Genomic DNA, 23,853 nt, shown 5'->3' with positions numbered 1-23,853 from the left:
TTTACGACTCCCAGCGGCCCAAAATTCCGCAAGGCAAATGAAGTCCCGAAGTCGTAATCGGAAGGCCAAGCTCACCGCAGGATATGCTTCCGCCAAAGCGGCGGCCGGCGGTCATGGACAGAATGTTGTGAAGCACAGTCGGTGATATGCCAGTCGTGTAAGAGTTAATTAACATAAACAATGGCTGCTCGGACATAATGCTCATGCAGCTTTCCACGAATGGGTACAAACTTTGCTCGAGCTTCCACATTTCTCCGCCCGGGCCACGTCCATACGAAGGCGGATCCATAATAATAGCGTCATATTTGTTGCCGCGGCGCTCCTCGCGCTGTACAAATTTGAAGACGTCATCGGTAATGAAACGAACCGGACGGTCACCGATTCCTGTCAACTGAAGGTTTTCCTTGGCCCATTGCACCATTCCTTTAGCAGCATCGACATGGACCACCTCAGCACCGGCGTAGGCCGCAGCAACGGTAGCTCCGCCAGTATAAGCAAATAAATTTAATACCTTGATCGGGCGTTTGGCGGCAGAGATCTTGTCCATCATCCAGCGCCAATTGGCAGCCTGTTCCGGGAAAAGACCGGTATGCTTGAAGTTGGTTGGGCGGATATGAAATTTTAACTGGTCATAGGAAACTGTCCAACGCTCCGGCAGCTGCTTTTTCATATCCCACTGTCCACCGCCAGAGGAGCTTCTATGGTAATGGCCGTGTACTTCACGCCACATTCCGCTTTCTTTTTCTAGAGGCCATATAATTTGCGGGTCAGGTCTGCGCAGGATGACATCTCCCCAGCGCTCCAGCTTTTCGCCTGATCCTGTATCGATCAATTCGTAATCTTGCCAATCACGAGCTACATACATGTTCTATCCATCCTTCTGTGCTATTTTTCGTTTAGCTTATATTGTACAACATTTGACGGCAACAATGCACTTTCTTGGCCCGATAATGGGTAAATATACGATACAGGACAATAATCTCTGAAAGGGGAGTGAATAAGTGGATAGCAAGCAGGTCATATCCAGAATATTAATTGGCTTTGGTATGCTCAGTATTCTGTTATACGGGTATGGGGCGGTCATGTATGGAATGTGGGATTTCGTCGGTTATTTGCTTTTTGCGATTCTGCCATTAGGTTATGGCTGGACGTTGGATAAACATAACCGGAAGAAGGTTCATGAGAATATGGAAAAACAGATTCTAAAACTTGCAGCCAGGAAGCAAAATCTGTTAACCGCAGCTGACGTGGCATTATATACGCCCCTTAATATGGAGCAGTCTGGTGATGCACTGGAGGATTTGAGAAGAAAAGGTTTTCTGCATTTAAAGGTCGCGGAAAATGGGGCGTTCGTATACGAATTTCAATCCTTTTTATCCGTGGAGGAGAAACTGAGCGCAGAGAGAGTGTAGAGAATTTTAGGCGGCTGACCCTTTCTTATCCACACACGCCTGAATAGGATGAAGATAACTATTCATTCAAAGGGGGCCTCGCCTGTGCCGGCAAAAAGCGGAAAGCAGTTCTTGGACCGAATCAATCATGCCAAACCGAGCGTTTGGTTTCGTGGAGAACAAATCGACGGGAGGCTCTCGGATCATTCTGCTTTTCGGGGACTTATGTCCACGCAGGCGGAACTGTATGATATGCAGAACCATCCCGATTATCAAGAACGTATGACCTATGCCTCACCAACCACCGGAGATCCGGTCGGCCTATCGTTTATGCAGCCCAAGACTCGGGAAGATCTGGAGAAACGCAGACAGATGATGATGCTCTGGGGAGATAAGCATCATGGTTTACTTGGACGGTCACCGGATTATATGAATACGGGTCTGATGGCCTTCTATACCGCATCGGAAATACTTGGTGAGAAAGAACCGAAATATGCGGATAACATGCGGAGATATTACGAATTTTGCCGTGAAAACGATATTTCTCTTTCCCACGCCTTTGTGCAGCCGCATGCCAGCCGTTTTGACGAATTGCTGGAAGATGGCAGCATCGAATCATGCGCTGCGAGGATTATTGAAGAGAATGAGGAAGGGATCATCGTGGAGGGGGCATTTTTACTGGCCACACAGGGCGTGACCACGGATGAGATTCTGGTTTATCCTCCGGCCTACTCTTTTATGCCTGAGGAGGATAGTCCGAGAACCTTTGCGTTTGCAGTACCAAACAATCTGCCGGGTATAAGGTGGATATGCCGGGAAAGCCTGGTTGGTGGAGATTCCGCCTTCGATTACCCTCTCAGCTCCCGTTTTGATGAGATGGATACGCTCGTTCTTTTCGATCATGTCCTGGTTCCTTGGGATCGTGTGTTTATTCTGGGCAGTGACCATTTATCGATGCGCTTATTTGCGGAAAGCGGCTTTCATGTACATTGTGGTCACCAGGTACTGTGCAGATATATTGCGAAGATGGAATTTACGCTGGGTGTAATTCTATATATGGCCGAAACGCTCGATCGAGCCACCTATCCTGCGACCATTGAAAAGGTCTCGGAAGTGATCATACATTTGGAGACGCTGAAGTCTTTGCTGATCGCCTCAGAGGCCGGTGCAGCCCTCGACCGTTTCGGGAGCATGCTGCCGGATCGGAGACCTTTATGGACGGCTAACGTCATTTTTCCGAAAGTGTATCCGAGAATGATGGAGATCATTCAGCTTCTTGGCGGCAGCGGAATCATCATGCTTCCATCGGAGCTGGATTTTAGCGGTAATCCAAAGGCGGATCTGAATAAGTATCTCCGAGGCAGCGATGTGGATGCCGCGCAAAAAACAGCGTTATTCCGATTGGCGTGGGATCTCAGTACAAGCGGCTTTGGAGGCCGTCAGACGCTGTATGAGCGTTTTTTCTTCGGAGATTCTTCTGTTGTCACCAACCGGCTGTATCAGTCTTATACCGATAAAATGACATACATCGGCAAAGTCAAAACATTTTTGGGGCAAAAGGACGAATAACCCTCCACCTGCGCGAATAGATATATAACGGGGAAACGCAAGTCGGCATTACATGGGAGTAAGAAGCCGTCCGTAGAGCCATCCTGGTGTCAGGGGAGGCGGACGGGTTGACAATCGACCAGTTGATTGCTCTGTTAACACTTGTCGTCATGATCATCACTCTTGCAGTAAACCATGATAAACCGAAGCAGTAGCATGAAAAGGAGAGCCCGGGTGGCTCTCTTTTTTCTATTCCTTTTAGCTTGTACTTCACAAATAAAAAAAGAGTACATAATCCAAACAGGGGCACATACATATTTAAAAAATGCTTCACCATGATCCTGACGTTATCTTCTGAATAAGACGCTGCCATCGGAAGGAGGAGAACTGCTTGTCATTAAACGCAAATATGAAAACGGATACATTTCCGGAGACATCAAACAAGCGGAAGAAGCGATTTACCCGAAACGACTGGATGGGATATCTTTTCAGTGCGCCATTAATCATTGGGGTGTTGGCATTTGCTATTTACCCGATGATTGCCGCGTTGATCATGAGCTTTCATCAAACCTCGGGATTGTCTGTTGGCGGAAAATGGGTGGGGTTCAGCAATTACAACTATGTGGTACATGATTCTTTATTTTGGCAAGCGCTTACAAATACGTTTTTTATTGGAATTTGGTCTGTTCTGCTCGGAATCATTTTGTCTTTTGTACTGGCGAGTCTGATCAACAACCTGAATTGGAGTACGGGTAAAAACTTTTTCAAAGCTGTGTTTTTTCTGCCGAATGTCGTGTCGGGTGTTGCAACTACGCTGCTGTTCTCATTTTTGTTTTTTCCCTCGAAGGAAGGGCTGCTCAACTTTGTCATCGGATTATTCGGCATCGATCCTGTGGGGTGGTTCACCAATCCCCAGGTTTCCAGGTACAGCATTGTCCTTATGAGCTTATGGGGGGCTCTTGGCTACAACACGATCATTTTCCTCGCCGGTCTGCAGAGTGTTCCGCGTGATCTGTATGAAGCCGCAGAGGTGGATGGAGCCGGGACTTACCGCAAATGGTTTTATATTACGATTCCATATCTGCGCCCCATTTTCGTATTCATGCTCATCATGGGTACCATCGGGGCAATGAAGCGGTTTACAGATGTGTGGCTCATTGGCGGAACGGCTGGGAATCCGGGCGGCAGCTTAATGACCGTCGTGCTGTATATTTACCGGAATGCCTTCCTTGCTTCACAAATGGGTATGGCGACGGCCGCCTCCTACCTGCTGTTCATCATCATATTTATACTCACCGCATTCCTGATGCTGCTGAACCGGCGCAAGGACAGCTTCGATTAATCCATGCAGCATTTTTAGCAGATCCAACCTGAGTTAGGAGGTCAGTGTGATGAACACCGTGGATGCAAAAATTATACATCGCCGTAAGAAAATATCCCTGAATCAATGGATTCTAACCATCGTTCTTTTTCTGGGATCGTTCGTCATGATCGTTCCGTTTCTATGGATGCTTGTTACGAGCTTCGACTGGGCAGCCCGGCTTCATATTAATTTCCCGCCAAGGCTTTGGCCAGAAGAACCATCTGTTAAGACCTTCGAAGCAGCTTTTACAAGCATTAAAATGTTCCGCTATATTACCAATTCCATCATGGTCAGCGCGGGCGTCATTATAATCAGTGCGCTATCGGCGTTGTTGTCGGGTTATGCATTGTCAAAGCTCCGGTTCAAAGGGGCAAATATTGTGCTGCTGCTGGCCTTGAGCACGATGATGATTCCGTTTGAAATGACCATGATTCCCCAATATCTTTTGTTCAGCAAGCTCGGTCTCGTCGACAATTATCTTGCTTTCTACCTACCCGCTCTCAATTATGCATTCGGAACATTCCTGGCAAAGGCCTTCTTCGACCAGCTTCCTACCACGCTTCGGGAGGCTGCCATTCTGGATGGGGCCAAGGAAGTATCTGTTTTCAGCCGGGTATATCTGCCGCTCTGCACACCGATTATCGCGACGATGATCATCCTGCTGTTTCTCGGCGTATGGAACGATATGCTGTGGCCGCTGCTTATTCTTAAAAAGGCGACCAAGTATACCATTCAGATCGGTCTTGCGATGTTTACGTACAACAATGGTATCGACAAACAGCCTTCCATCATTATGGCTGCTACGACGGTGAGTCTGATCCCGGTCGTTGTCGTATATATGTTCCTGCAGCGTTACATTATCGAAAGCATTGCATTATCGGGAATCAAGCAGTAAGCAGCGCCTCGAATCAGCGGGATGGCAGACTTCAAATGTACTGTATGCCAAGTTTGATTAACAAAGGGGGAACGGAAGATTCATGAAAAAGCTATTATTGCTGGTATTGTCCTGCGTGCTCGTCTTGTCGCTTGCGGCGTGCTCGGGTGGTTCGGACTCAGATGTCACGGGCGGGGTAGAAATCAAGAAGGTATCTGACATGAAAGGAACGGTACGGGTAGCTTTGGCGGGGTGGCAGCTGGATAACGGGCTTAACGCACAGACAGGTAATCCGACGATTGGACTTAACGAATATCTGGATCAAACCTTTTATAAAATGTATCCGAATATCAAACTCGAGCTGTATCAAATCCCATGGGAGAACGTAAAGGCAAAACAATCAGCTATGTTGCTCTCCGGAGATGCTGATGTCATGTATACAGGCGGTGCTTTTGCTTCCCAATGGTATCAAGAGGGACTGCTGCGTGATCTCGATGATCTCATCAAGGAGGACACAAGCTTCGATCCAAGCATTTACCTGGCAGGCATTATGAACAATTCCTACAGCACCAAATCGCCGGACGGAACTAAGCAGTTTGGTATCCCGGTAGCCCTGGGCCGCAGAATGACGATTTATGACAAGAAGCTCTTTGAAGACTGGGGAGTTGAGCCATTAACGGCAAAAGCGACTCCGGCAGAGCTGCTCGAAAAGGGCAAGAAAATGACGGGTAAAAATCCGAAGACCGGTGAAGACAATTACGGACTATACTGGAGTGGCAACTCTCTGAACGGCTCTACATTTGTTGCGTTGACTCTAGCTTTTGGTGCAAAAGGAGCGGAAGGCAGTCTTAAAGATGTGAAAAGCATCAAGTGGCAGCTGAACACACCTGAGATGGTGAAAGTCATGGAGTGGTTGAAGGAAGCATCGAAGCTGCCTCCAGCCGGTTTCGTGAACGCACAAGGCGGCGAGAACTTTGGTCTGGAGAAGAATAATATTGCCATCGCACTTGATTCCACAGGCGGTGCAACGATGAATGAATATCAAAGCAAGAAGAATAAGGATCTTCTGGACCGTTTTGAGCCTGTTCTGAATATGGGACCAAACGGCGAAGGTTGGGTAGCTGTTGACCCGTTCATCATGGCTAAAAAAGCCAAAGACGTAAAAGCATCCTGGGAAGTATTGAAATTCCTGACAAGTCCGATGACTCAAAAATATATGTACGATAACTTTGCTCAAACACCAACGCTGAAAAATGCCGATTTCGTGTCGGCAGATGACAAATATGTTAAAAAAGCGCTGGAAATTGCGGAAGTAGGACACTCGGAGCTGATGGATGAAGCAAATCCGTTCTATATGAGTGACATTGTGCCTGCCGTTAACGGTTTTATCAGTAAAGCGGCAACGGGAAGCGCGCCGGATATTCAGAAATTCCTGGATGATTTGCAGCAGCGCGCCGAGAAGTGGTCAGCGAACTTAAAATAACAGGTGTAAGTGCAAAGCCCTTCTAAGGGCTTTGCACTTGTCCATTTGATGCAAAATTTAGGCTGAATGAAGGAGGATGAAGATGAAAAAGGGAATTAATCAATGGTGCTTTCCGGCAGGAACCCCAATGGGTAAATTACTTCGTACAAGTGCAGCAGCAGGCTTTGAGACAATTGAGCTGAATTTGTATGCTTCCGGTGGTATTGGATTGACAATGGATACTACGCCGGACGAGGCAAAGGCCATAGGACGTCTTGTGCGCAGCTATGGGCTATCCATCAGCAGCTTGTCTACCGAAATGCTGGGCCGTTACCCGCTTAGTTCTCCTGATAAAGAAACTAGAGCGCAAGGCGTAGATTCGATCCGCAAGCAAATTGAGCTGGCACTTGAGCTTGAGGTGGACACGATCCTCGTTGTTCCTGGACGGATTGAAACGGACGTGACCTATGAGCAAGTATGGGAACGGTCGCAAATGGCTCTGCAGCCGCTGATTGATGATATTGACGGCAGCGGGGTGAGCATTGCCATCGAAAATGTATGGAACAAATTCCTGTGGAGTCCACTCGAAATGGCCCGCTATATCGATCAATTTGAATCTCGTCATGTGGGTGCCTACTTTGACGTGGGGAACACACTGGCTTTTGGCAAACCAGAGCACTGGATCCGCACGCTTGGAGATCGTATTCGCAAAATCCACGTTAAAGACTTCCGGGTTCAGGTCGGTAATTATCTTGGCTTCGTCCCGCTTCTGTCCGGTGATGTGGATTGGTTGAATGTCAGATTGGCACTCAGTGATATCCAATACCGCGACAGTCTGACTGCCGAGCTGGACCCGTACACCAGCTTTCCGGATCAGCTGATCTTTGATACATCACGCCATTTGGATGTTATTATGGGGAAAAATCCGCACTAGAAGAGAAATGGAGGAGATAGGTACATGATTAGAATCGGAATGGTTGGAGCAGGAATCATTGCAGCAGAGCATATGAAGCATATCCATCAAAATGATCACGCGGAACTCACAGCAATCTGCGATGTTGCACCTGGAGCCGCGGAAAAGGCAGTCCAGCAGTATGGGGGAACGGCATACACCAATTTTGACGAAATGCTGGAAAAGGAAAAGCTGGATGCATTGTTTTTATGTGTTCCTCCCTTTGCCCATGGGGATATGGAAGAAAAAGCCGCAGAGCGCGGGATTCATCTTTTGGTGGAGAAGCCGCTTGGTCTGGACATGGAGGAAGTAAGAAAGAAAGCGGATATTCTGGACCAATCCGGCATTATTACTGGTTCGGGCTACTGTTTGAGATATATGGAGTCTGTGCAGCGCGCCAAGAAATATTTGGAGGGAAAGGAGATCGCCATGGTCCGGGCATACCGTTTTGGTGGTCTTCCTCCGAATGTTTGGTGGGTGGATCATGCCAAATCTGGGGGTCAGCTTGTCGAGCAAACAACACATAATGTGGATATGATGATTTATCTGGCTGGTGACGTTCGCAAAGTATCTGCTGATATGGCCCTTCAGCTGTGCCGCGACGTTCCTGGTATAACAACACCGGATGCTGCTTCAGTCAATATGGTGTTTGAATCGGGTGCACTCGGACATATTGACACCGGATTTTTCCCGCAGCCGGATGGCCGATCATCTCTGGAAGTGTTGGGACGGAATTTCAGATTAACGCTGGAAGGCATGGACCTGACGATTCTGGAGCCTGAACAAACCACGATACTGCGTGGCAAAGGTGATTTTTATAAGACGCAGGATGATGCCTTTATCCGTGCAGTGGAAACCGGGGATCGCAGTTTGATCCTGGCTCCGTACAGCGAGGCGCTGCGTACGCTGGAAGTCACGCTCGCCGCGAATGAGTCTGCTAAAACGGGGCAGCCGGTGTCTTTTGTGTAATCATACAAAGTATACAAAATTAGAAGAAAGGCAGCCTCCGGGCTGCCTTTTGTTTGAGTTACATCAAATGCTCCAAAAATATTTTATTTACTTATTTACTCTTGTTAACCGCCTGGAGAAGTAGGATAATCAAAAGAAATCATTTTTTTGCTGTATATAGAAAAGGAGAGAAGGCCAATGAACCCGATAACAAAAACTTCAAAAAGAATTGCGCCCCCATTCCGGGCAGACCAGGTGGGCAGTTTCCTGCGGCCGCAGGCTTTGAAAGAGGCTAAAGCCAAATACCATGAAGGTTTGATCTCGAAGGAAGACCTGCGATCCATTGAGGATGCAGAGATCATCAAGCTGGTGGAAAAGCAGAAGGCTGTTGGTCTTACCGCGGTGACGGATGGAGAATTCAGACGTACCTGGTGGCATCTTGACTTCATTGAAGCTTTGGAAGGCATCGAGGTATTCGATCTGAGTGCTACCGGATTGTTCCATGGTGCGATGAGCAAGGCCAAAGGTTATACAGTGGCATCCAAGCTTGGCTTTCCGGCGGATCATCCGTTTTTGGAGGATTTTAAGTTTTTGAAAAGCGCAGCGGGTGACCATGTGGCGAAATTTACGATTCCAGGTCCCAATATGATTTTCTATTCCGGCGTAATTAACAGCCAAAAATATGCGGACAACCCTTCTTACGTAGCGCTTGAGGATGTAGCCAAAGATATTGTGCAAGTATACCGCGATGCAATTCAGGCGTTTTACGATGCAGGCTGCCGCTACCTTCAACTCGATGATACTAGCTGGGGCGCATTGTTCAGCGATGACTTCAGAGAGAAAATTAAAGCGAAGGGCTTTGACCCGGATCAACTGGTGAAGCAGTTCGCAGATATTACCATTGATGCCGTGGCGCAAAAGCCTGCAGATATGGCGATTACCATCCACATTTGCCGCGGCAACTTTAAATCATCCTGGCTGTATGATGGTGGTTATGAGCCGATTGCGAAGGAGCTTTTCTCGCGGGTGAACGTGGATGGCTTCTTCCTTGAATATGACAGCGATCGTTCGGGAGATTTCAAACCGCTTCGCCATATCAAGGATCAATGCGTAGTGCTGGGGCTAGTCACAACCAAAACCGGTGAGCTTGAGAACAAGGATGATTTGAAGCGGCGTGTTCAGGAAGCTGCTGAATATGTAAAATTGGATCAGCTTTGCATCAGCCCGCAGTGTGGCTTCTCGTCTACAGAAGAGGGCAATACGGTAACCGATCAGGATCAATGGAACAAGCTTGGGCTTGTCGTTGAGACCGCTCATGAGATCTGGGGTTAACTTCTAACAGTCGACACGAGGTGCAGGAAAGCTGTGCTTCGTGTTTTTTCTACTCACAAAAAAAATCTCCTCTTGGAGAGGAGAGGAAATCAATTAGATTAACGCAATCGCGAGCAGTGTAAATAGGCTTAAGGTTAAGACCTGATTACCGTATCCAAATCCGCCATAAGGTCCAAAAGCTGAGGTTGTGACATTTCCTCTTCGCTCTGTTTCCAGATATACGTTATTTCTGTCTACGTTCACGATCTTTCCTTCATGTATCATGCCGTCTCTAGTTAAAATACGCACCTTCCGGTTCATACACTGTCTACAGTTGTAATACGCTTCCACCCCATCACCCCTTCCATGACTAAGGCATCATATGACTGAAATGGACAAATGGTAACGGCAGATGCCCCGAATAGATGTACAAGCTGTTGTGAAATAGACTGATGATAGATTCCGGACAGATTTTTAGTTATGATACAAGAGTAAGAATGTACAACAGAGAAGGTATGGAAGGAGAGTCGGAGGTAGGAGTATAGCTAATTTTAAACTTGTATGCGCTTTACTGAAAGAATTCACATGTTGGCCGATTCATTAAATTTCACATTTCTACGAAGTTACCTGTAACATTTTCGGGTAAAATCGAAGAGACAAACAGACGCACCGTGTAAGGTTCATTGCATTTTGATCTTTTGTAATATAAAATAGAATTAAAATTTTATGTTGATGGATTATTTTTGAAATTAAATTTTATATGCATAATATTGTTAATATTCCTATCATTTAGTTGCTATTCTTGTTTTTCGGAAAATTAACTATTATGATGAAAAAAGAGCTTCTATTAAACTGTGAGTGAGTAGGTAATACATATGTCGATCCATGATAATATTTTAATTAAAATTCGTGAAATGAAAGACAGCTTAACACCTGTCGAAAAAATGGTTGCGGAGTATGTGCTGCAGAATCTGGAGGAAATTCCGCATCTCTCCATCAAAAGACTTGCCCAGCTTACGAAGACCAGTGATGCATCTGTGCTTCGCTTCTGCAAAACCATGGGCTATTCGGGGTATCGAAGTTTTATTGTCAGTATTTCGGCATCTCTTGGCTCCATGGAAGAGCAGAAGGACCCATATACCGACATTCAGCCCGGAGACGATCTGTCCGTTATTATTTCAAATACGTCAAGAAACAATATCAAATCGATTGAAGACACGTTAAGTGTCATCGATAAAAATGAAGTAGACCGCGCTGTTCAGGTACTTCGGCAGAGCAACCGTATTGTCTTCTTCGGCATCGGAGCTTCAGGTCTAGTTGGCATTGATGCAGAGCAGAAGTTTTCACGGATCAATAAAATATGCCATGCGTATACGGACGGCCACAGCCAGCTAACCGCAGCCACACTCCTCGATAAAGGGGATGTCGCCGTGTTTATCTCCAATTCGGGCAAGACGTCGGAAATTTTGGAGTCTCTGGAAATCACGAAGAAAACCGGAGCGACCATCATCGCCATCACCAAGTATAATAAAAGTGAACTCGCGGATAAGGCTAATATCGTTTTGAATATCTCGACTCCTGAGGTGACCATCCGCAGCGGTGCAATGGGTTCGCGCATTGCCATGCTTACGATCATTGATATTTTATTTGCCGGTGTGGCGAGTGCGGAATACAAGAATGTGAAGAAATACCTGACCAAGACGCATAATATTATTGCCAGCAAGCATCGCTAATCTAAGGTAAGACATCGCAGCCTCGTGGCGTACGATGTCTTTTTTTGTTGTAAAAACTAAAATTAAAAAACAATAATTTATTTTATAATAAAATAATATTTCAAAAACTGTTGACCAAATTGAAATTTCTCGTTAATATTGAAATCAAGAAGAGGATTTGGCAAATATCAAAAGTGCGGTTTTGATACACATCATGTAGTATGATCACATATGAATAAAACTACATATTGTGCCTTGATCCGTCTTTAGGATTTGCGACTTCCCATAAATTAAAAAAATGGATAGGAGGATCGCAATGGATGAGTATCTGGCGGGGCTGACAACGGAAGAGATCAATGAGCAAACTCGGATGATCGATGAATGCACCACAGAAGAAATGCTTCGTCTCATGAACGAACAAGATGCCAAGGTTCCAGCCGCTGTGGCAGCGGAAATCCCGCAGATTTCGAAAGCGGTTGATGTACTGCATCACGTGCTTAAGAATGGCGGCAGAATGTTTTATATAGGGGCTGGAACCTCGGGCAGATTGGGTGTTCTGGACGCATCTGAATGTCCGCCGACATTCGGCATTGATCCTTCAAGAGTGCAAGGTCATATTGCCGGAGGCGATGGAGCGCTGAGACTGGCTGTGGAAGGTTGCGAGGATAGCGAAGAGGAGGGGGTCGCATTAATCGAGCAATGCGGGGTTACAGACAAAGATGCTGTGATCGGTATTACGGCGAGCGGAAGCGCAGCATTCGTGATTGCGGGACTTCAAAGAGCCCGGGAAATCGGAGCTGCAACGATCGGCGTCGTGAACAACAAGCCATCTAAATTAGAGAAGGTCTGTGATATCTGTATTGCGCCGGTAGTCGGGCCTGAGGTTATTATGGGTTCAACAAGGCTGAAAGCAGGCTCTGCCCAGAAATTGGTTTTGAATATGCTTAGCACTTGTACTATGGTTAAGCTTGGGAAGACATATGACAATCTAATGGTTGACTTGAAAGCGAGCAACATCAAGCTGAGAGATCGTTCCATTCGCATTATCAAGTCGGCAACAGGTGTCGATGACGCTACAGCTGCTGCCCATTTAGAAAGCGCTTCCATGAATTGCAAGCTGGCTATCATGATGATCAAAACCGGGTTGGAGGCAGGAGCTGCTGAGCATGCGCTCAATCAAGCCGAAGGCAGTTTGAAGAAAGCAATAAAAGGCTTTAATCATGTAGTCTAAAATTACATTTATATTTTCTAGGAGGCCATTTTTCATGAAAAAGAAAATGCGAGTATTGGCAACGGTGTTTGCGCTCAGCATGGCATTGACGACCCTTTCCGCTTGCGGAAGCAAGGACGATGCCAAATCATCGAACGCGGATGATCCGAACGCAAAAGACACCATCACAGCTTTGTTGCCACCGGTATCTGCGAACTTCCAAAGCAATTTTGACCAAATGGCGAAAGATTTCAACGCAAAATATCCGAACCTGACGCTCAAAATTGAACCTGCAAGCTGGGAAGACATGACGCAAAAGCTGGACACGCAAGTAAACGCGGGCAGCCCGCCGGATATCGCATTTATAGGGTCTGACGGAATTTCGAAATATGTAGATTCAGGTATGGTCATGGATATCTCGGATACGGTAACAGATGAAATGATCAAAGATTATGACCCAGCTCCACTCGAGTATATGAAGAACGGCAAAGGTCTTTACGGCTTCCCGGCTTACATGGAAGCACATGCCATCGGCGGTAACAAAGAGTTCATGGAAAAAGCCGGCATCGACTACAAAAAGGTGCAAAAAGAAGGATGGACCTTCGACGAGTTCCGTGAAGCCATCAAAAAAGGCGTTGTCTCTGAAAACGGTAAAACATCCCGTTACGGTTTTGTATTTGCTACAGCGGGCGTAACTTCCAAAGACTACCTCGGGATCCTGGTGAAGAGCGCCGGCATGCCGGCAGCTTTTAACAAAGATCTAAAATACGCTTACACAAGCAAGAATTTCCTTGAAGTACTGAAAGACATCCGCGTGATGATCGAGGACGGCTCCATGCCGAAAGAACTCAGCTCCATTGATGCAGGTAAGCGTTGGAATATGTTCCTGACAGGTCAAACGATGATCACAGGTAAAGGTCTCGCAGGCTTCGAAAGATCCGCGAAGCTGAACAACGAGAAGCTGCAAAACAAAGACGCAAGCGCGGTTAAAGGTTCCATCCCTGTCGATTACGTAGTACTTCCGGTTCCTGCTTTCGCTGGTGCACAAGCACAAGCAAGCGTTGCTGTTGACGGTTACGTAACATTCCGCGGCACGAAAGAACCTACGGCTGCCCACAAGGCTAACGTCGTTAAAGCAGCTAACTTCCTGTCCAGCGGAGCAAACGCAGCTACAACCAACAATGAGCTCTTCGTTGCTCAAATTACAGAGAGCAGCAGAAAAGCAGCGGAAAGCATGACGGTTGACCGTGATGCGGACAACAAAGCTGCCGTTGAAGCGATGCTTAAGACAGCGGTTCCTGCCCGTCCGGACATTCCTACTGACCTCGGCGCGAAAGCCATCAAGCTTGAGGACGAAGTGATTGTTCCTAAGCTCCAAGCACTTATCGCAGGCGAAATCACTCCTGAAAAGATGTACGATGCAGTGAAATCCGCTGCCGTGCAAGCCTTTGGCGATGACGGAGTAGTAAAAGACTAGAGAGAATACATTTGGAAACCGTATGGATTTCCATACGGTTTTTCCTCCAATACCTGTGATACGTTAGTATGAAAGGGGTTTCGCAGATATGACAGAATATGCTAAACCGATCAAACGGCGGAAGATCAATAGCGATGCAGCTTGGGGATATGCTTTTATTGCTGCAGCTCTCCTGATTTTTGTGATGTTTACCGCATACCCGGTTGTCAGTGCCTTGATTATCAGCTTTCAAGAGTATAAGCCGTTAGGTTCCAAGTTTATCGGATTTGATAACTATACAGAAACCTTCAAGGACTCTCTGTTCTGGAAGGCTGCTGTAAACACCATTATTTATACCTTGTTGACTGTTCCGGTATCGCTTTTCTTATCTTTTGCAGTATCGGTCCTGATCTTGCCGTTTAAGAAAAGAATGCAAACTGCTTTTAAAGCAGTGTATTATCTTCCTGCTGTCGCTTCAGGCGTGGCTCTATCCGTTGTTTGGCTGTGGATCTACGATCCGATGCCAGAGGGCATTTTCAACAAGATTACTGCATTCTTCGGTATGGGCACCCACAACTGGCTTGGATCCAGCACTTATGCGATGTTTTCGCTCGTTTTGATGGCTTGGTTGTCCAGTCATGGCACGAGCATCATTATTTACCTTGCAGCTTTGCTTGGCATTGATGGAAGCTACTATGAAGCAGCCGAGCTTGATGGAGCGAATTTCTTCCAAAAGCTGTGGTACATTGTTGTTCCTTGTTTGAAACCAACAACCTTATTCTTGCTTGTTACAGGCGTGATCGGTTCGTTCCAGGTATTCCAAAATGCGTATCTGATGACTGGCGGCGGACCAGATAATGCAACAACGATGGTAGGTTTACTCATTTTCAATAACGCATTTAAATACTTCGAATTCGGCAAGGCAGCAGCACAGTCTCTGATTCTGGCCGCAATTATCGCTGGTATTTCGGTAATCCAATTCAAATTCCTGGGCAAAGACGTGGAATATTAAAGGAAGGGAGATACAGCAATTATGGCTCTTTACAACGCGCATGCTGGGAAACCAGCTACCAGAAACATCAGAAATACGGCTATTTTCACCGTGCTTCTGCTGTTTGCTGTGGCAACGATTTTCCCAATCTACTTTATGATTATTTCTTCCTTTGGTGAACCCGTTGCAGCCGGGGCCATGGATTACAAATTATTTCCGAGCAGCTTCTCGCTTGAATCTTACAAGTTCTTCTTTCAATTCAATTCTTACACTTGGCGCTGGTTGCTGAACTCCCTGATTGTGGCAACCTCAGTTATGGTGACTAACGTGGTGTTCGCCAGTATGGCAGGGTATGCTTTCTCGAAAATCAAATTTAAAGGCAGAGCCATTACTTTCTCGGTGATGCTGGTCGCCATGATGATCCCTTATCAGGTAACACAGGTTCCTCTGTACATCCTGATCGTAAACGTCTTCCATATTCAAAACACGTATACCGCTTTGATTTTGCCGGGTCTTGTTACTGTTTATAACATCTTTCTTGCCAAGCAGTTTATGAGCAGCATTCCGAACGAGATTCTGGAGTGTGCAAAAATTGAAGGCTGTAACCAGTTCCAAATTTATTTCCGCATTATTATGCCTTTATCCAAAACCGTACTTGCGGTAATGGCGATTCTTACATTTATGGACAACTGGAATACGTTCTTTTGGCCGCTTCTGGTAACGAACTCCATGGATATGCAGACAATCCAGGTCGGACTAAAGAGCTTCAAGTTTGCGAATACGACTTTATTTGCGCCAATGATGGCAGGTGCAACGATTTCCGCACTGCCAATGTTCATATTGTTCTTCAGCCTGCAAAAATACTTCCTCGAGGGTGTTACCGTAGGCGCGGTGAAGGGCTAATATGGGACGCGAAACCTTTGATACGCATTCAAGCCGCTATGCCGTAGGACTCATGTCCGGCACTTCAGTGGATGGGATAGACGCAGCCGTGGTTCAAATCACGGATTGTCCTGACGGAAAAATGTCGGTCAAATTGATCGCATTTGAAAACACGCCTTTCCCGGCGGCCGTCAGAGAGGATATTTTTACACTGTTTGATCCGCTTAAGGCAACAGTCAATAAGATCGGAAGCATGAATGTATTACTTGGCGAGCTGTATGCGGAAGCTTCATTATCCGTCATCACGGCAGCGGGACTAACAATCGCTGATATCGCCGTCATCGGTTCGCATGGCCAGACGATTTATCATGCGCCGGAAGCCACGAAGCTGCATGGTTATGAGATTCATTATACAGTGCAGATTGGCGAAGGATCGGTTATCGCTGCACGGACAGGGATTCCGTGCGTATCCGATTTCCGCCCGGCAGACATGGCAGTTGGAGGACAGGGTGCGCCGCTCGTTCCGTTTACGGAATATCTGTTATACAGAGAGGCTCACCGGACCCTGCTACTGCAAAATATCGGCGGCATCGGGAATATGACGGTAATACCTGCCGGATGTACACAGGAGCAGGTATATGCTTTTGATACCGGACCGGGAAACATGATCATCGACGGGGTCGTTGAGCGTCTGTATCCGGGACAACAAACGATGGATACTGGAGGGGCCATTGCCCGCAAAGGGAGAATTCATGAAGGACTGCTGAACCTCCTTACACAGGAGCCTTATTATACGCAGCCGCTTCCGAAATCAACCGGTAGGGAGCAATTCGGCTCAGCTTATATAGATTGGCTGCTGGCATATGCCAAACAGCAGAACATGATAGCAGAAGATGTGGTGGCTACCGTCACCATGCTGACCGCATGGTCGATTGGTGATGCGTACCGCCGTTATGTACGTGAACATGATCCGGCGGATGTCCTGCTTGTGGGCGGCGGCGGAAGCTATAATCCGGTTATGATCGAATTTCTGCGTCAAGAAATGGAGCCGATGGGTGTTCAGGTGATGACTCAAGAGGAAATCGGTCAGAGCAGTGATGCGAAGGAAGCGGTTGCTTTTGCACTGCTTGCCGACTATACGATGAAACAGCAGCCGAACAATCTTCCGAATGTAACGGGAGCTGCAAGGCCCATCATCATGGGGAAAATAAGCTACTAATCCTGACAAGGAACGGAGGTGCCGCTGATCATGATTAACACCTGGGAAGAGACGTATACGCAGGCGGTAATCGATTTATGGAACAAGGAAGCCGTTAAGGATGGATACAAGGAGCTTACGGAGCAAAGCTTTCAGCAGATATTTGTTTCGAGCCCTTATTTTGACCCGAAAAACACGTTTGTCCTGCTCGAAGAGGAACAGGTTACAGGCTTTGCCTGTGGATGTACCGGAGACGATCTGCCGCTTGGGCAGGTGGCCGGGTATATTACCTGCATCGTGCTTGCGGACGGGAGCCAAACGGATGACAATTACAAGCTTCTGCTAAGCGCGCTTGAAGCCCGTTTTCAGGAGCTTGGAAAAAAACAGTCGGATGTGCTTTTCTTCAATCCGATGATGCTGCCGTGGTACATACCGAATACGCCGCAGCATGAACACAATAATGCACCAGGGGTGCCAGTGGACAGCAGGTTGTATTCATTTTTGCAAAATGAAGAATATGCGGAACGGGCGAAGGAATGTGCCATGTATCTGAACCTTGAGCAGTTTTCCATGCCGGAGGAAATCCACGGCAAAGAAGATAAGGCAGCTGCCGGCGGTTACAACGTAGAACTGTTTGATGCCAGCAAGCATCAAGGCGTTGCTGAAATGCTTCAAGGACTGAATAATCCGTTATGGGAAAAAGAAATTGGCAGATGTACGGCTGAAGGCGTACCGGTTGTTATCGCGGCACTTGGGAACCAGGTTGTCGGCTTCGCCGGGCCGGTTATCCGTCAAGAGAACGGTCGCGGTTATTTTGCCGGTATCGGGGTACATCCAGAACATGAAGGACATGGACTCGGAACCATCCTTTTCTTCAAGCTTTGTGAAGCGTTTAAGACCATAGGTACCGATTATATGTCACTCTACACAGGCAGTTCCAATCCGGCGATCCGGATTTATGAAAAAGCAGGCTTTCAAACCGTAAGGCAATTTTCTATCATGAGAAGGGAGTTTTCATAATGAGCGAACAGAAATTGACGATTTTGGCGATTGGCGGACATGTAGGAGATGCAGAATTGACAGCAGGCGGCGTACTGGCCAGCCACTCCTTAAAAGGGGATAAAATCGTAACGCTTGCCCTTACGGCAGGTGAACGTGGCGTGCCTGCAGGTCAGGACATGGCGGAATACCGCGAGCAAAAGGTAAACGAGGCAAAAACCTTCGCGGATATGCTGGGCGGCGAATCCATCGTGTTTGATATCCCGGATGGCGAGCTGAAGGACACGGAAGACATGCGTCTGCGCGTATGTGATGTGATCCGTCAAGTGAAGCCGAATGTGATCATCACCCACTGGAAGAACAGTATGCACAAGGACCATGCGACAACACATCATATCGTTAATGATGCGCGCTTCTTCGCTGGACTGGCTTCATTCGAAAGAGAACTTCCGGCCCACTTCGCTTCCAAGCTGTACTATGCCGAAAATTGGGAAGACGCCGTTGAATACAAGCCTTATGTTTACGTGGACTTTTCCAAGGAAGCCTTTGATTTGTGGGTGAAAGCAACCGAGCAGCATTGGTTCGTTACTAACAGCAAGTCCTTCCCATACCTGGAGTACTATAAGCATCTTGCGAGAGTACGCGGCATTGAAGCACGTAAGGAATATGCCGAAACCTTCATGATTCCGGAAGAAACCAAGCGTGTACTGAAAAGTGACCTGTTGTAGTTTAATGTAAGAGAAGAATGACTGCAGCAATGAATATTGCGGCAGTCATTTTTTAATAAATGACTTAAACAACTGATATGGGGGGAAGCAGCGATGATTCTAAACGGAATTGATACCATGATGGAAGCAGCCCATTTGTTCAAGGGAAAGAAGCTCGGACTGATTACTTCACCAACGGGCCTGAATAAGGAATATATGTCCACGATACAAATTCTACATGAACATTTTCATCTGGAGGCACTCTTTTCGCCGGAGCATGGTGTGCGGGGAGATCAGGCAGCAGGAGCAATGGTCGAAAACTATACCGATCCGATAACGGGTGTACCTGTGTACAGCTTGTATCGTAAGGATTCCAAACGTCTGAGCCAAGAAATGCTCGATGAAGTGGATATGGTAGTTTACGATATCCAGGATGTTGGTACTCGTTATTATACGTTCATATATACGATGCTCTATACCTTGGAAGACTGCGCGAAGGCAGGCAAGGAGATTGTTATCCTCGACAGGATCAATCCGCTCGATGGCGTGACTGTGGAGGGAAATATCCTGAAGCCAGGATATGAATCTTTCGTGGGCAATTACCCGCTGGCTGTTCGTTACGGACTGACTGCGGGCGAGGTGGCAATGATGGCCAATGAACAGACGGGGTGGAATGCCAAGCTTCATGTTGTCCGTTGCCAAGGCTGGGATCGCAAGATGCTTTTCCCTGAAACGGGACGTCAGTGGATTATGCCATCCCTGGGAATACCTCGTTTTGAAACGGCACTTATTTATCCAGGCACCTGCTTGTTCGAAGGTACGAATATGTCGGAAGGGCGTGGTACAACCGCTCCGTTTGAAATGATTGGTGCGCCATTTATCCATGCTGAGAAATTGGCGGATGAGATGAACAGCCAGCAGCATCCAGGCGTGATCTTCCGTCCTGTATACTTCAAGCCCTCCTTCTCCAAGTTTCAGGGAGAGCAGTGCAGCGGCGTGCAGATTCATATTACGGATACGCGGGCGGTCCAGCCACTCGAGACCGGCGTGAAGCTCTTGTTTACGATCAAGAATAACTATGAAGAATTTTCGTTCCTGCCCCCTCTGAAAGAAAATTCAAGACCATTTATCGATCTTTTGGGCGGAGACAACATGTATCGGAATGAGAATATTGATATTGCTGTCCTGCTTGAGCAGTTCCGTGATGAAAGCCGTGAGTTCGCCAAGCTGAAAGCACAGTATCATTTGTATTAAATAAAATGAACGAAAATGAAGGAGCCGATATCAAGATGAAAGAATTAACATTACGAGAAAAAGTCGGCCAGTTGATTGTTGCAGGCTTTCCTGGCCTTGACATCGATGAGCAGACGCAGCGTCTGATAGCCGATTATAAAATCGGTAATATCATTTTGTTCGCACATAATGTAAAGGACAAAGAGCAGGTGAAGTCCCTGTGTACAGACCTTCAGGCGAAGATCACTGAACATACTGGCCATCCGGCTTTAATCTCCATCGACCAGGAGGGCGGCCGCGTGACACGTCTTCCGAAGGAAGCCGTTAATGTGCCGGGAGCCATGGCGATTGCTTCGACAGGCCGTCCCGAAAATGCATATGCCGCAGGACGGATTACTGCCCGTGAAATGCTGGCGCTTGGCATTAACTTCAATCTGGCACCGGTGCTGGATATCAACAACAATAAGAAAAATCCGGTAATTAACGTACGTTCTTACGGAGATACTGCAGAGGTTGTGACCGAATATGGTCTGCAAATGATGCGTGGCCTTCAAGAGGGAGGCGTACTCGCTGCAATCAAGCATTTTCCGGGTCATGGGGATACGGCTGTGGATTCACATTTAGGGCTTCCTTCCATCGACAAATCGCTGGAAGCACTTGCTGAGGTTGAGCTGAAGCCGTTCCAGGCTGCGATCGACAGTGGTGCGGAATGTTTGACCAGCGCACATATCCTGTTCCCATCGATTGAAAAAAGTCAGGTTCCGGCTACGATGTCCAGAACGATTATAACCGACCTGCTGAAGGATAAAATGGGCTACCAAGGACTTGTCATTTCCGACTGCCTTGAAATGAACGCGATTCAGGAGTTTTACGGTACCGCGGAAGGAGCGGTCGGAGCACTTAAAGCCGGTGTTCACCTGCTGTTTATCAGTCATTCCGGCCAGCTAGTGATGGATGCCGTGGAGCGGATTGAACAAGCTGTGGAATCCGGAGAACTGCCGATTGCCATTGTTGATGAAGCCGTGGAAAAGGTGCTGTTTTACCGAGCGAAGTACGGACAAGTGGTTAATGGTGATCTGTCTGATACGGAAAATGCCGTGAATCAGCGTGCAGCCGAGGCTATCAGTCTTGAAAGCATTTGCCATGTCAGCGGGCAGCTGGATACGGTTCAGCGGAATGACTCTGACACGATTATCATCGGCAGTTTGCCATACCGCCCGGACCAGGCATCGAGCCGCGCCAGCGCAGAACTGTCATTTCCGGCTGAAGCAGCAGATCTTCTGGGAATTCAGCATTTGATGACAGACTTCAATCCGAATGAACAGGAACAAATCCGGATTGCGGAACAAGTAAAAGGCTACTCCAAAGTGGTTGTTGGCCTGTATAATGGATGCGATCACACAGGACAGGTGGAGCTTGTGAATCGTTTGTCCCGTGCGGGACATCAGGTGACTGCTGTAGCGCTTGGCAAACCATATGATCTGGAAATGCTCGATGGCGATATTTATGGCCTTGCAGCATTTGAATATACATCTATGGCGATCCGTTCAATTATTCGGATTCTTGGCGGAGAAGCAGTGCCAACAGGCAAACTGAGCCTTCGCAAAGAATATGTACCTATGACTTAAGTTCAGAGAGCAAGGATGTGATGGCATCAATGAAATTTGTAGCCGGTCTGGATGGCGGGGGTACGAAAACGGCGGTAACCGTCGCTGATGAGAATGGCCAGGTGGTTAAGACGTTTACTTCCGGAGCCATTAACTATAACGGTCAGGATGAAGCGAGCGTCGGCGCAAGCTTAAAGGAAATTGTTGAAACCATTGCACAGATTTGCGGAGGAGTCGAGCATTGTGCGGAAATGTGTATTGGAGCTGCCGGCGTAAGCAATCCAAACGTTGTGAGTAAAATGACGTCTCAAGTCAGACTCCATGGATATCATGGCGGACTGCATATAACGGGTGATCATGAAACGGCATTGATGGGAGCCCATCAGAGACTATATGGTATGATTCTGATCGCAGGCACCGGTTCCATTGGACTTGGGAAGAACGAAGCCGGTTTAACCCACCGTGCCGGAGGTTATGGGCATCTGATTGATGATGAAGGAAGTGGATACAGCATCGGTCGCGATCTGTTAACCGCACTGGTTCAAGCGCAGGATGGCCGTATACCACAGACGATCATCACCGATATGGTGTATAAAAAGCTTGCGATCAGCTCCGTTCAGGAAATCATCGGATTCGTATATGATAAGCGCACCAATAAAAAAGACATTGCGGCGATTGCGCCGATACTCTCCGAAGCCTGCTCGGCAGGTGATCCGGCTGCCTTGAGTATTGCAGAGAAGAGTGCTTCTTCGTTGTTGCAGCTGGTCATTCCAGTCGCGGAAACTCTTTCCCTTCAGAAGAGTAGCCTGGCGATGGCAGGCAGCGTGCTTCTCCAGAATACCTTTGTGCAATCGAAATTCCGGGAATTGCTTGTCGGACGCTATCCTGAAATGGAATGTATTACGCCAAAAAGCGATGCATCCATGGGCGGCGTATATATGGCATTGCAACGTTTAAAAGAACATTAGGTTGTCAGTTTGGTCATGAGCCGGGAGATATTCTCCCGGCTCATTCTATTGTAAAAGACAGGGGGATTCTAATCGTATAATCATGAAGTTTTATTGCTCCGAGCTTTGATAAAACGTATATTGTAAATAATTGATTTTGTTAAACGATGGGAGACCGAGAAGAATGAGAGATTTTGATAAGCTATGGGATTACCAGCATCCTGAGGCAACGGAACAGAAGTTCAGGAATGTACTGACGGAGACGACCCAAGACCATGAGAATGTTGATTACATAGCCGAGCTTTGGACCCAAATTGCACGAACGCAAGGATTGCAGAAGAAATTCTCAGAGGCTTACGAGACGTTGGATCAAGTCGAGCATATGCTGCCGGAGAGGATGACTGCAGCCCGTATCCGATATTTGCTGGAAAGAGGGAGGGTGTTTAATTCTTCATCCCGGCAAGCGGAGGCGCTGCCATTGTTTCTTGAAGCCTGGGAGCTCGGGGTTCAGGCCGGCGAGGATGATTATGCGGTGGATGCGGCGCATATGCTGGGGATTGCCGAATCTACCCCGGAGAAACGGATGGACTGGAATCTGAAGGCTCTTGCCCATGCTGAGGAGAAGGCCGAAGCCAGCCGCTGGCTGGGTTCACTATATAACAATATTGGCTGGGCTAAAGTAGACGCAGGCGAGCTTGATGATGCTCTGGATTTATTTGAGCGTGCTTATGCGTTTCGGAAGCTGCAAGGCAACCCGGTTTCCATTTTTATCGCGAAATGGAGTATTGCCAAAGTGCTGAGACTCCTGAATCAAGTTGAAAAAGCGCTGGAAATCCAGCAGGAATTACTGCTGGAGACCGATCAAAGTGTCGAGCCGGATGGGTATGTATATGAAGAAATGGCAGAATGCCTGTTATTGCTTCATCGGGAAGCAGAGTCCAAGCCTCATTTCTCACGGGCATATGAGATCCTTTCCCGAGATTCATGGCTGACCGATCATGAAGCTGAGCGGATTGCACGTTTGAAGGAATTAGCTGTTTGAACTTTCAGAGGACCTTACCA

General features: G+C 47.3%; 22 protein-coding genes. 20 read left to right on the top strand and 2 right to left on the bottom strand.

Annotated elements, in window-relative coordinates:
• Position 1: 1 nt before the first annotated feature.
• Entirely contained in the window at positions 2–865 is an 864-nt protein-coding gene (locus tag E6W40_RS14365) for a class I SAM-dependent methyltransferase (RefSeq protein ID WP_136606073.1), read from the bottom strand.
• 136 nt (positions 866–1,001) lie between these two features.
• Here E6W40_RS14365 and E6W40_RS14360 point away from each other — a divergent pair, with 136 nt between their 5' ends.
• The 8 genes from E6W40_RS14360 (at position 1,002) to E6W40_RS14325 (ending at position 9,870) form a co-directional block, all read left to right on the top strand.
• Positions 1,002–1,412: a hypothetical protein gene (locus E6W40_RS14360; RefSeq protein WP_136606072.1), complete on the top strand. Its 411-nt coding sequence runs from the start codon at positions 1,002–1,004 to the stop codon at positions 1,410–1,412.
• Between the two features lie 84 nt (positions 1,413–1,496).
• Entirely contained in the window at positions 1,497–2,960 is a 1,464-nt protein-coding gene (gene hpaB, locus E6W40_RS14355; RefSeq protein WP_136606071.1) for a 4-hydroxyphenylacetate 3-monooxygenase, oxygenase component, read from the top strand.
• 388 nt (positions 2,961–3,348) lie between these two features.
• Positions 3,349–4,281, top strand: coding sequence for an ABC transporter permease subunit (locus tag E6W40_RS14350; RefSeq protein WP_136607007.1), 933 nt, complete (start codon positions 3,349–3,351; stop codon positions 4,279–4,281).
• A gap of 49 nt (positions 4,282–4,330) precedes the next feature.
• Positions 4,331–5,197, top strand: coding sequence for a carbohydrate ABC transporter permease (locus E6W40_RS14345; RefSeq protein ID WP_136606070.1), 867 nt, complete (start codon positions 4,331–4,333; stop codon positions 5,195–5,197).
• A gap of 82 nt (positions 5,198–5,279) precedes the next feature.
• Positions 5,280–6,659, top strand: coding sequence for an extracellular solute-binding protein (locus tag E6W40_RS14340; RefSeq protein WP_136606069.1), 1,380 nt, complete (start codon positions 5,280–5,282; stop codon positions 6,657–6,659).
• Between the two features lie 82 nt (positions 6,660–6,741).
• A complete protein-coding gene (locus E6W40_RS14335) occupies positions 6,742–7,572 on the top strand; it encodes a sugar phosphate isomerase/epimerase family protein (protein ID WP_136606068.1) in 831 nt (276 codons plus the stop codon).
• A 24-nt stretch (positions 7,573–7,596) separates the two neighbouring features.
• The gene (locus E6W40_RS14330) at positions 7,597–8,559 is read left to right on the top strand and encodes a Gfo/Idh/MocA family protein (RefSeq protein WP_136606067.1); all 963 of its coding nucleotides are present in this window, start codon (positions 7,597–7,599) and stop codon (positions 8,557–8,559) included.
• 177 nt (positions 8,560–8,736) lie between these two features.
• Positions 8,737–9,870 carry a 5-methyltetrahydropteroyltriglutamate--homocysteine S-methyltransferase gene (locus E6W40_RS14325; RefSeq protein ID WP_136606066.1) on the top strand — a complete coding sequence of 378 codons (1,134 nt, stop codon included), beginning with the start codon at positions 8,737–8,739 and terminating at the stop codon, positions 9,868–9,870.
• A 93-nt stretch (positions 9,871–9,963) separates the two neighbouring features.
• Here E6W40_RS14325 and E6W40_RS14320 read toward each other — a convergent pair whose 3' ends face one another.
• Positions 9,964–10,200 carry an LSm family protein gene (locus tag E6W40_RS14320; protein WP_136606065.1) on the bottom strand — a complete coding sequence of 79 codons (237 nt, stop codon included), beginning with the start codon at positions 10,198–10,200 and terminating at the stop codon, positions 9,964–9,966.
• Between the two features lie 524 nt (positions 10,201–10,724).
• Between E6W40_RS14320 and E6W40_RS14315 the strand changes: the two genes are divergently transcribed.
• The 12 genes from E6W40_RS14315 to E6W40_RS14260 all read left to right on the top strand — a co-directional run bounded on the left by E6W40_RS14315 (position 10,725) and on the right by E6W40_RS14260 (position 23,833).
• On the top strand, positions 10,725–11,582 hold the full coding sequence (locus tag E6W40_RS14315) for a MurR/RpiR family transcriptional regulator (protein WP_136606064.1): 858 nt from the start codon (positions 10,725–10,727) through the stop codon (positions 11,580–11,582).
• 295 nt (positions 11,583–11,877) lie between these two features.
• The gene (gene murQ, locus E6W40_RS14310) at positions 11,878–12,792 is read left to right on the top strand and encodes an N-acetylmuramic acid 6-phosphate etherase (RefSeq protein ID WP_136606063.1); all 915 of its coding nucleotides are present in this window, start codon (positions 11,878–11,880) and stop codon (positions 12,790–12,792) included.
• Positions 12,793–12,826: 34 nt separating this feature from the next.
• On the top strand, positions 12,827–14,248 hold the full coding sequence (locus E6W40_RS14305) for an ABC transporter substrate-binding protein (RefSeq protein WP_136606062.1): 1,422 nt from the start codon (positions 12,827–12,829) through the stop codon (positions 14,246–14,248).
• Positions 14,249–14,336: 88 nt separating this feature from the next.
• Complete coding sequence (locus E6W40_RS14300; RefSeq protein WP_136606061.1) at positions 14,337–15,239, top strand: carbohydrate ABC transporter permease; 903 nt, start codon at positions 14,337–14,339, stop codon at positions 15,237–15,239.
• Positions 15,240–15,260: 21 nt separating this feature from the next.
• Positions 15,261–16,121 carry a carbohydrate ABC transporter permease gene (locus E6W40_RS14295; protein WP_136606060.1) on the top strand — a complete coding sequence of 287 codons (861 nt, stop codon included), beginning with the start codon at positions 15,261–15,263 and terminating at the stop codon, positions 16,119–16,121.
• A gap of 1 nt (position 16,122) precedes the next feature.
• Positions 16,123–17,319 carry an anhydro-N-acetylmuramic acid kinase gene (locus E6W40_RS14290; RefSeq protein ID WP_136606059.1) on the top strand — a complete coding sequence of 399 codons (1,197 nt, stop codon included), beginning with the start codon at positions 16,123–16,125 and terminating at the stop codon, positions 17,317–17,319.
• 30 nt (positions 17,320–17,349) lie between these two features.
• On the top strand, positions 17,350–18,318 hold the full coding sequence (locus tag E6W40_RS14285; protein WP_136606058.1) for a GNAT family N-acetyltransferase: 969 nt from the start codon (positions 17,350–17,352) through the stop codon (positions 18,316–18,318).
• Entirely contained in the window at positions 18,318–19,025 is a 708-nt protein-coding gene (locus E6W40_RS14280) for a PIG-L deacetylase family protein (protein WP_136606057.1), read from the top strand. Before E6W40_RS14285 ends, E6W40_RS14280 begins: the two co-directional genes overlap by 1 nt.
• Before the next feature lie 93 nt (positions 19,026–19,118).
• Complete coding sequence (locus tag E6W40_RS14275; protein WP_136606056.1) at positions 19,119–20,258, top strand: exo-beta-N-acetylmuramidase NamZ family protein; 1,140 nt, start codon at positions 19,119–19,121, stop codon at positions 20,256–20,258.
• A 35-nt stretch (positions 20,259–20,293) separates the two neighbouring features.
• Positions 20,294–21,865, top strand: coding sequence for a glycoside hydrolase family 3 protein (locus tag E6W40_RS14270; RefSeq protein ID WP_136607006.1), 1,572 nt, complete (start codon positions 20,294–20,296; stop codon positions 21,863–21,865).
• Positions 21,866–21,894: 29 nt separating this feature from the next.
• On the top strand, positions 21,895–22,812 hold the full coding sequence (locus E6W40_RS14265) for an N-acetylglucosamine kinase (protein ID WP_136606055.1): 918 nt from the start codon (positions 21,895–21,897) through the stop codon (positions 22,810–22,812).
• A 163-nt stretch (positions 22,813–22,975) separates the two neighbouring features.
• Positions 22,976–23,833 (top strand): tetratricopeptide repeat protein, encoded by an 858-nt coding sequence (locus E6W40_RS14260; protein WP_136606054.1) that lies wholly within the window; start codon positions 22,976–22,978, stop codon positions 23,831–23,833.
• Positions 23,834–23,853 lie beyond the last annotated feature (20 nt).

The sequence above is a fragment of the Paenibacillus dokdonensis genome (assembly GCF_004916975.1).
In the GTDB taxonomy this organism is placed as follows: Bacteria; Bacillota; Bacilli; order Paenibacillales; family Paenibacillaceae; genus Paenibacillus_AQ; species Paenibacillus_AQ dokdonensis.
This window is presented reverse-complemented; position numbering and strand designations above follow the sequence as displayed.